The sequence below is a fragment of the Flectobacillus sp. genome, from assembly GCF_049240685.1.
Classification (GTDB): Bacteria; Bacteroidota; Bacteroidia; order Cytophagales; family Spirosomataceae; genus Flectobacillus.
This window is the reverse complement of record NZ_JBMLSD010000355.1, coordinates 1-9,647: the sequence shown is the minus strand read 5'-3', so window position 1 is coordinate 9,647 and position 9,647 is coordinate 1. Positions and strand designations below refer to the sequence as shown.

The window sequence follows — 9,647 nt, the reverse complement described above, 5'->3', positions numbered from 1 at the left end:
CAGGACGATATATCTTCAAAAGTGTGATAATTTTGAATCCAAAAAATAAACAAACTCAATCAACCAAGCCAAGTGAATACGATGAAGTCCCTAATTGCTTTTTTGTGTAGTGTATTATTGGTCATCAATACGAGCCAAGCTCAATGGTGGAAAGATACCGAAAAAGCCGAACAAGAGCGTTCGAAAGGAATGCTTTTGCTGACTACAGAGGTGCAGATTGAGGCTACCACGGCCATCAATCACATGTATAATTTTAAATTTTACGAAGCAGAAAGAGAATTTAATTATTTGAAAATCAAACACCCTAATCATCCCCTCCCCGATTTTTTGTTGGGCTTGATGGAATGGTGGAAAATTGTGCCTAACACCGACAACGTACTTTACGACGAAAAGTGTTTGGAATATATGGACGAAAGTATCAGAAAAGCAGAGGTGATTTGGGATGATACCGAAAACCCCGAAGCAGCCTTTTTTATGGCAGCAGCCTACGCTTTTAAAGGACGCTTGCATTCAGAGCGTAAACATTGGACAAAGGCAACTTTGGCGGCCAAAAATGCCTTAAAATATCTAGATAAATCAAGAAGTTTCTCTGACTTTAGTCCAGAATTGATGTTTGGCGATGGATTGTATAATTATTATTTCCACTATGTGAAAGAAAATTATCCTTTGCTACGCCCTGTGCTTTGGCTATTTCCTAAGGGCGATAAGCCAAAAGGTATTGGTCAGCTCGAAAAGGTTAGCTACAATGCCTTTTATACTCGTACCGAAGCGCGTTATTTCTTACTTCAGATTTATGGCATGGAAAATATGAACGAAAAGGCCTACGAGTTATCAAAATACACGCATGAGACCTATCCCGATAATCCATTTTTTCACCGTTTTCATGCTCGTTCGGCATTTGTAGCTGGTCGTGTGGCAGAGGCTGAGAAAGAAGCCAAAGGTATTTTACAAAAAATCGAGGAGCACTACCCTGGCTATGAAGGTGTAAGCGGTCGGTATGCAAGTTATATTTTAGGCTATTATGCCTTCAATTATAACCGTGATTATGCAGAAGCAAAGAAATATTATCAAAAAACCATCGATTTTGCGACCTTGACCAACTCTACAAAATCGGGTTATTATTTATCGTCCAAGTTGTCATTAGGCAAAATTGCCTCAATGGAAAAAGACTATGACAAAGCTATAGAATATTTCAAAGAGGTACTCGATGATTCTGAACGTAAGTCAAGTCAACATGATGAGGCAAAAAAGCTATTGTCTGAAACAAAAAAGTTACGTCGTAAAAGTAGATAGATTGCGTATAATTGAAAAAGGTCATTGTCAAAACCCTGTGAAAGATTTTCTTTTACAGGGTTTTGATTTTTAGGAGCTACCTTCATAACTGTAGAAATACTTTTTCCATAAACTCAAAATCGTATTTATAATACATACTATTTAATTGATTTTATTTATATTTACTATTCAGACAAATTTGCATTTTAGCTAATTTGAGTTGATAATACAACTTTTGAAAGCTTTCAAAATTGCAAAAAAGATTACTCTGCCGTCAAGAATTGCTTGGCAGCACCAATAAACCTGTAATAGCCAAGCGTTTCGTCAACTGCCCTGATTGTAAAGATTGATTGTAGTCATTCGCCTCCGAATCTACTAAACAAGCATCATGAATCCTGAATTCCTTACAGAGGATACATGAGCTGCAAAGTTTTAACAACATTAACAGATGTCTTTGAAAGTCCTCAAAGGCTTAAACAACTTGTAAATCGTATGAAAGTTTCTACAACACAGCCTTTCCAAATTATCTATACGATACTAAGCCATGAGTATCTTGGATATCTGTTTGAGGCTTTTGTAGTACAATTGGACGCCAAAGGCGAACTTACTTTATTGAACCAAAATATCTCTACTAAGAATATCCGTGAATTTTGCGAAGGTCTTACCGAATATCAGCCCGATGAGAATGACTTTAAGTTGGTCAAACTTATCGATTCGATTCAGCAGGATGCTATTTTCAAAAAATTTGGAGGTACTAAAAAACGGACTATTGTAGATTTTTTCTTAAAAACCTACGATTCTCAAAAAGGAGATAAATCACTTCAAGAATTAATTACTAATTACATAGAGCGAGTAAAAGCCGAAATTATGCCTTTGCTGCTCAACAAGCAGCTTTTCATTATGGGAAGTGACGGTAATCCTGTGTGGCAAAAAGTGGATGTCCTGTCTGAAAAAGCAACAGTTCTTTTTCATTTTATGCGTAATGCTGATAACACACACTACTTCCCTACCATCAAATACAATGGATTGAAAGTTGACTTTCAGTACAAAAATGCCTTTATTGTTTGTGAAGAGCCCGCTTGGATGATTTTGGAGAATAAGTTGTACCATTTTGAAAAAGATGTTGATGGTAAAAAACTACGTCCTTTTCTCAATAAAAAATTCATTGTCATTCCGAAGAGCATCGAGGAAGATTATTATCGCAAATTTGTGACGTCCATCATTACGATGTTTGATGTGTATCCTAAAGGCTTTGATATCATATCAGAAAACTATCGCTGCGTACCAGTATTGAGTATTTCGGAGCAAAAGCAAAAAAATCAATTAGTACTTATTGAGGTCGATTCGTCCACAACGGAGGAAGATACCCTTGATACTCAAGTTGTTTTGAGTTTGTCGTTTCAGTACGGTAAATACACCTTTCGATTCGATAGCTTTTCGGCGGCGTCGAATGTAAGTATGGAAAAAAAGGGCGATGATTATATTTTCCATAAAGTAAAAAGAGATTTGCCACTCGAAAAAAATAAGCTTAAAGTACTGCAAGACTTAGGTATGAGTCTTAAAAATGGTAAAATTATTTTACCCAAAACTGAAGCTTTTTCATGGCTACAAGCCAGTTATCCACAGCTTATCGAAGCAGGATTTGAAATTTCTCAACAAGTGGAGTCAGATGGGAAGAAGTACTTTTTAGGATATTCGAAAATAGAAGTTACCATTACAGAAGGCAATGACTGGTTTGATATTCATACTCTGGTAAAGTTTGGAGATTTCGAAATACCTTTCTTAAAACTTCGAAATTTGATATTGCAGAAAAAGAAAGAGTTTACATTACCTAACGGCGAAATTGCGGTAATCCCTGAGGTTTGGTTTACACAATACTCAGAGCTATTTGCATTTGTAGAGCATCATCACAATGATGGTTTTATTCTAAAAAAACATCATTTGTCTTTGGTGCAAGATATGGAACGTGATTCGTTAGCAACAACAATCATGAGCCGTAAACTTCAAAAGCTTCGTGATTTTGAAGAAATTCAAGAGTATTCCATTCCAAAGGGCTTTGCAGGAAACCTTCGCCCTTACCAAAAGGCAGGTTATGATTGGATGCGCTTTTTGAATGATTATAACTTTGGGGGCTGCTTGGCGGATGATATGGGCTTAGGGAAAACAGTTCAGACTTTGGCACTTTTACAATCCCAAAAAGAAAGTGGTGTTGCTAGCCCTTCTTTGTTAGTAATGCCTACTTCTCTGATTTATAACTGGGAGGCCGAAGCACGCAAATTTGCCCCAGAACTAAAGGTTTTGACCTACACTGGTACATATCGCGATAAAAACATTGAACAATTTGACAATTATGATGTAATTCTGACCTCGTACGGTATCGTTCGTATCGATATAGATATTCTCAAAAACTATCGTTTTCATTATGCTATTCTGGATGAATCTCAAGCCATAAAAAATCCATCATCTTTTATTACAAAAGCGGTAATGCAACTCAATACGCGTTATCGTCTTGTATTGACAGGTACGCCTCTCGAAAACAGTACGATGGATTTGTGGTCGCAAATGACCTTTGTCAATCCGGGTTTGTTGGGTACGCAACATTTTTTCAAAAACGAATTTCAAATTCCGATTGAAAAGAAAAGCGATGAGCTCAAAATCCAGCGTCTTTATTCAATCATCAAACCATTTATGTTGCGAAGGCATAAATCGCAAGTGGCAACAGAATTGCCTCCCAAAATTGAGAGCATTCATTATGCAAAAATGACTGAATTACAGGAAAAAGAATACGAAGAGGCAAAATCCTATTATCGTAATCTCATTCTGGAGCATATCGATACCGAAGGGATGGCAAAATCACAAATGGTAGTTTTGCAAGGATTGACCAAACTGCGTCAAATAGCCAATCACCCACGCCTTACAGATCAGGAGTATGAGGGCGATTCTGGTAAGTTAGATGATGTTTTAGAAAAACTCGAAACAGTCTTGGAAGAAGGTCACAAGGTGCTGATATTTAGCCAATTTGTAAAGCATTTGGATTTATTTAGAGAGCGTCTCGACAAAGAAAAACAACGGTATGCCTACTTGGATGGAAGCACATACGACCGTCAGGCACAAGTAGAGTTGTTTCAGCAAAACGAAGATATCAAGATATTTTTGATTTCACTTAAAGCTGGAGGTTTGGGCCTAAATCTTACAGCGGCTGACTATGTGTTTATTTTGGATCCATGGTGGAATCCTGCGATTGAAGCACAAGCGGTAGATAGAGCACACCGAATTGGACAAGTAAAAACAGTTTTTACCTATAAGTTTATTACTAAAAATTCTGTCGAGGAAAAGATTTTGTCATTACAACAAAACAAGCAAAAACTAGCTTCGGAGCTTATTACGACTGAAGAGCATTTTGTAAAATCGTTGAGCAAAGATGATGTAATAGCATTATTGGAATAAGATTAGTGCTTTAGTCTTCCAGTATATTACCCATAAAAGTATTTTTGCAGGCAAAAGAAAGCAATAATAGCATAATAGCCCAACGGAGATAATTATGGTAGAAATCACGCAGATTCTTATAACGATTCTGTTTGATTTCTACTTTTTCTAGTCGGTTAATTTCCTTAAAAATATTCTCTAATGAGCGTGCGTCTGTAGCACGGAAAAATTTCCCATTTCCAATTTTTGCAATATTTCTTAGTACACTTTCATCTACTTTTTCGGTATTTGTACTTGTTTTATTGGAGCCTACCGCAATGGTGTAGAGCTTCATGCCAAATGCACGTGCCATTTGTGCCGAAAGCGCAGGGTCGAGATTCCCGGCTGTATTGTCGCCATCAGAAAGTAGAATGATAACTTTGGATTTGGAATGAATTTCGCGCATCCTATTGATGCACATGCCAAGGGCGTTGCCAAGGGCTGTGCCCGAAATATTAATCAGCGAAGGCTGAATTTCATCAATATAATCTTTGAGCATGTCGTAATCGTTGGTCAAAGGACAAAGCGAGAAGGGTTCTCCTGCAAAAATTACCATTCCGATACGGTCTTGAAAGCGCCCTTCGATAAATTTTTTTGCCACTCTTTTGGCAACACCAAGCCTACTAGGTGGAATATCGGTAGCCTCCATCGATGCCGAGATATCTAAGGCCAACATGATGTCTATCCCTTCCGAAACTTCTTCTTGCGTCGAAATAGCACGTTGTGGGCGTGCTAAAGCCACCAAAATGAGCATAATACTCAAAACAAGTAAAGTGCCTGGAACAAAACGTAAGGCGCTTATCCAACTCGAATAAAACTGCTGAGCAGGGAAGGCTACATTTAATTTTTGTACATTACTTCCCACAATCCAATTTCGAATAATAAACAAAAATGGTACAGCAGGAATACAATACAGATAAAACGGTTGTGCCCATTCAAAGGATGAAAGGGTTTGAATACTAAACCAATATTTTGAATACCAAGCCTCCATTAATGTATGTTGTCTAACTATTTTATCAAACAGGACTGTCTACCAAATCTTGACGATGTTCTCGATAAAGACCTTCAGCAAGCTCTTGTAAGATAGCCAAAGATGAAACCGTTTTGATAGAGAAGTTACCTCCATAAATGGTAGCATCAATTTCTCTGAGCGCTTCGGGCAAACGAGCATCTTTGATATTGTCCAGGATTTCTTTGGTTGTAAAAGTGGTAAAAGGCTTTTCTTCCAGTCGTTCTATATATTTTTTCCAAAGTACAAGAGCTTTTTCGACATTTTCTAGCCTTCTGTTGGTTTCGTTGGTGTCTTTGCTTAGTCGTTGAAAAACACGCTGAAATTCGTCAAATCTACGTCGAAATTGAAAAAGCTTAATTTGGCGCTTGATGGGTTTTCCAAATAGCCAAAAAATAAGCATACTAAATGCTCCAACACCCAAAAACACAAGCAGCACCAAGGGAAAATTAGCTTGTTGAGAAAGATGTATAGGAAGCGTATCTGTTTTGAGTTGTAAGGTGTCTAAGGAGGCATTCGACGGAATCATCGAATGGAAGTTAATCGAATCTTCATAAGGCATTACCTTCGTACAGTCTTGTTCTGAGCGAATATAAACAGGTAATTGAAGCTTTTGAATTGGATTTACCTCAAAAGAAATGAGCGTATAAATAACGCTATCTGAGCTAATGCCATTTTGGGTTGAGGTGGTGGTATACTCGCGTTTGACCAATTCGAAAGGGGCAAAATTATAGGTAGAGTCTGGAAAAAAAACATCATACTTTTCAGGATGTTTGCAACTCAGTACATATTTTACGGGAATACCAATACCAATACTATCTTCCATAAATCTGCCTTTTACTTGTTGCCCCAAAACAAGAGTTGAAGTCAACAGTACAATCCATACCAGACTTAATCCTCGTTTCCAACAATAGATATTTTGCAATGACAATGGCTTCATGGTTTAATTCCCAACTAATTTTTTCTCACTTTAAACAACTTGATGAGTTTTGTTACGTAGTCTTCGGAGGCATCAATAGACAAATAATTTGCTTTATTTTGCTTACAAAGTTGCTCAAGGGTTTTGGCATTTTCCTCAAATAGATTTCTCATTCTATTTCTAAACCAGCTTGAAGAAGCATTTACCCAAATGGTTTTTTTACTTTCAGTATCAAATACCGGAATTATTCCTAAACGAGGAAGGTTTGTCTCACGCTGATCGTACAAATGAATAACCACCAAATCATGTTTTCGGGCGAGAGCTTTGAGATTTTCTTCATAACCCGTATCTATAAAATCCGAAACTACAAAAATAAGACTTCTCCGTTTAAGGACTTCTAATCCAAACAAAATCATCTTCTTGAGATTGGTTCCTGCCGATTCGGGTTTGAGTTTGAAGAGCTCCAAAATCGTTCTATAACCGTGTTTGAGTGTATTGGCAGGTTTGATATATTTTTCTTTTTGGTCCGAAAAACACAACACCCCAACATGGCTTGCCTCCTTGATAGCAGATAGCGTAAGTACTCCACAAATTTCTTTGGCTGTATCTAATTTAGAACGATCAGAACGACCTACATCTTGAGAGGCACTCACGTCGACCATAAAAAATACGGTTTGTTCTTTTTCTTCTTTAAAGATTTTGACGAATGTACCATGACCTTTGGCGGTGGTATTCCAATCGATAAGACGGACATCATCTCCGTATTGATAAAGGCGTAAGTCGCTGAATTCTAGTCCAGAACCTTTGAATACAGAGTTGAAGTTACCTCGCATTTGGGAAGTAACCGCTTTGCGAATACGAATTTCAAATTTATGTAGTTTCGCTAAAAAAGCCTGTGGATTCATAGCCTTCTGAGTAGATGAAGTTATTTATGTTGAGGTAAAATAACTCGAAATGCTGAAAGAAGCTTACACTGTTATCAAGTGAACCAAGTACTTGTAGATAAAAGTGTTAATAATTCCTAATTATGTAAGAATTGCTTTAAAACTACCTAAAATCCCTGTAATTTTGAAATGTGAGAGCAATAATTCTTCTAATAGCAGGGCTATTGGCGGGGTGTAGTACATCCGACAAACCCGATAATTTGATTCCAGAAGATAAAATGATTAAACTTCTGGAAGATATTCATGTCGCTGAAAACCAAGTAAATAATTTACACATGGGCAGCGCTGATTCTTCATTGATGGTCTATAAAGGACTTGAAAAAGAAATTTTTAAGAAATACCAAATTGATACAGCAATTTATCGTGCTAGTTTCAAATACTACGTAGCTCGACCTGAACAATTCAAGTCTATGTATGATAGAGTGGTGAAAAATCTGGAGGCTAAAAATGAACTTTATTTAAAAAAACAACGAGCTTCTAAACCAGATACGACCAAAAAACCCATCTAGACCTTGATGTATTGGACAACAGTATTTTAAATGTTGAGACTCAAGCGTAAGTGCCTCATCAATGGCCAAACATGTTTTGTTCCATTTCGACTAAATAGATACTTTTACACTTATTTTTGTTTTTCAGTTATTTTTAGTCGATAAATAATATAATTCCATAAAACTTGCACATTATGCTCATTGGATCAATGTAGGTGAGCTATTAAATAAGGTAATCAATGAACAATCGTATCGTTATAATTCCTACTTACAACGAAATAGAAAATATTGAGGCAATCATTCATAAGGTAATGAGTCTGGAACCTAGTTTTGATTTGCTGATTGTAGATGATGGCTCTCCTGATGGGACAGCATTTAAAGTAAAAGAATTGCAAGTGCAATATGGGGAAAGACTTCATTTGCAAGAACGAAAAGGTAAGTTAGGGCTTGGAACGGCCTATATTCATGGGTTCAAATATGCTTTGGCTCGTGGGTTTGAATATATTTTTGAAATGGATGCCGATTTTTCACATAATCCTGATGATTTAGTACGATTGTATAATGCGTGTGCTACGGGGGGAGCTGATTTGGCTATTGGCTCTCGTTATATCAAGGGGGTTAATGTTGTAAACTGGCCAATGGGACGTGTTTTGATGTCTTATTTTGCGGGATATTATGTGCGTTTTATCACCCAAATGCCCATCATGGATGTTACTGCAGGATTCAAATGTTACCGTGATACAGTTTTAAAAACTATCGACCTCGACAAAATCCGTTTCGTGGGATATGCCTTCCAAGTAGAAATGAAGTTTACGACTTGGAAATATGGCTTCAAAATCGAAGAAGTTCCAATTATCTTTACCGACCGTACTAAAGGAGAATCAAAAATGTCTGCAAATATCTTTAAGGAGGCGATTTTTGGTGTTTTACAGATGAAATGGTTGAGTTTATTCAAATCATACAAACGTTAGTCAGAAATGGATTATAACCATATCAAAGCCATACATATCATTTTTGTGGTGAGCTGGTTTGCGGGATTGTTCTATTTGCCACGCTTATTCGTTTATCATACCGAAGCCAACACTAAGCCTGAACTCGAACGGGATATCATCCAAGAGCAGTTCAAGAAAATGGAAAAGGTTTTATTCAATGCCATCATGGTGCCAGCTATGTGGTTAACCCTTATTTCGGGAGCTACCTTAGTGTATTGGTCTTGGTGGGATAGTTTTGCACAGCATGGTTGGTTACATCTCAAACTAAGTTTTGTGGTAGGCCTTTTAATCTACCATTTTCTTTGCCGAAAAATTATTTTTGAACTTCGAGAAGGTAAATTTCGCTTTACCAGTTTTCAATTAAGACTTTATAATGAAGTAGCGACGATATTCCTTTTTGCCATTGTTTTTCTAGTAATCCTAAAAAATACTATCGACTGGATTTGGGGTGTAGTTGGTTTATTGGTTTTTGCAGTATTGATTATGACAGCCGTAAAAATTGCTAAATCACTCAGAGAGAAGAAGAAATAGCTTAGAGAGTGACAAAGGCACGAAGTG

8 protein-coding genes are annotated in these 9,647 nt (G+C 37.1%); 5 read left to right on the top strand and 3 right to left on the bottom strand.

The annotated features are described in order from the left end of the window. The first annotated feature begins 81 nt into the window (after window positions 1-81). Both ACOVQ4_RS16115 and ACOVQ4_RS16110 read left to right on the top strand, forming a co-directional pair. Entirely contained in the window at window positions 82-1,293 is a 1,212-nt protein-coding gene (locus ACOVQ4_RS16115) for a tetratricopeptide repeat protein (protein ID WP_421821651.1), read from the top strand. A 471-nt stretch (window positions 1,294-1,764) separates the two neighbouring features. Then, the gene (locus tag ACOVQ4_RS16110) at window positions 1,765-4,719 is read left to right on the top strand and encodes an SNF2-related protein (protein WP_421821650.1); all 2,955 of its coding nucleotides are present in this window, start codon (window positions 1,765-1,767) and stop codon (window positions 4,717-4,719) included. Between the two features lie 10 nt (window positions 4,720-4,729). On the opposite strand, the gene ACOVQ4_RS16105 is transcribed toward ACOVQ4_RS16110, so the two are convergent. From ACOVQ4_RS16105 to ACOVQ4_RS16095, 3 genes are read right to left on the bottom strand one after another with little or no spacing between them, the layout of a single operon-like run. Next, the gene (locus ACOVQ4_RS16105; RefSeq protein WP_421821649.1) at window positions 4,730-5,728 is read right to left on the bottom strand and encodes a VWA domain-containing protein; all 999 of its coding nucleotides are present in this window, start codon (window positions 5,726-5,728) and stop codon (window positions 4,730-4,732) included. Between the two features lie 25 nt (window positions 5,729-5,753). Continuing rightward, entirely contained in the window at window positions 5,754-6,686 is a 933-nt protein-coding gene (locus ACOVQ4_RS16100) for a hypothetical protein (protein WP_421821648.1), read from the bottom strand. 14 nt (window positions 6,687-6,700) lie between these two features. Further along, window positions 6,701-7,570: a DUF58 domain-containing protein gene (locus ACOVQ4_RS16095; protein WP_421821647.1), complete on the bottom strand. Its 870-nt coding sequence runs from the start codon at window positions 7,568-7,570 to the stop codon at window positions 6,701-6,703. Between the two features lie 170 nt (window positions 7,571-7,740). Between ACOVQ4_RS16095 and ACOVQ4_RS16090 the strand changes: the two genes are divergently transcribed. The 3 genes from ACOVQ4_RS16090 to ACOVQ4_RS16080 all read left to right on the top strand — a co-directional run bounded on the left by ACOVQ4_RS16090 (window position 7,741) and on the right by ACOVQ4_RS16080 (window position 9,620). Beyond that, window positions 7,741-8,118 (top strand): DUF4296 domain-containing protein, encoded by a 378-nt coding sequence (locus tag ACOVQ4_RS16090; protein WP_421821646.1) that lies wholly within the window; start codon window positions 7,741-7,743, stop codon window positions 8,116-8,118. A gap of 218 nt (window positions 8,119-8,336) precedes the next feature. Beyond that, the gene (locus ACOVQ4_RS16085) at window positions 8,337-9,068 is read left to right on the top strand and encodes a polyprenol monophosphomannose synthase (RefSeq protein ID WP_421821645.1); all 732 of its coding nucleotides are present in this window, start codon (window positions 8,337-8,339) and stop codon (window positions 9,066-9,068) included. 6 nt (window positions 9,069-9,074) lie between these two features. Further along, entirely contained in the window at window positions 9,075-9,620 is a 546-nt protein-coding gene (locus ACOVQ4_RS16080) for a CopD family protein (RefSeq protein WP_166580268.1), read from the top strand. The last annotated feature ends 27 nt before the right edge of the window (window positions 9,621-9,647 follow it).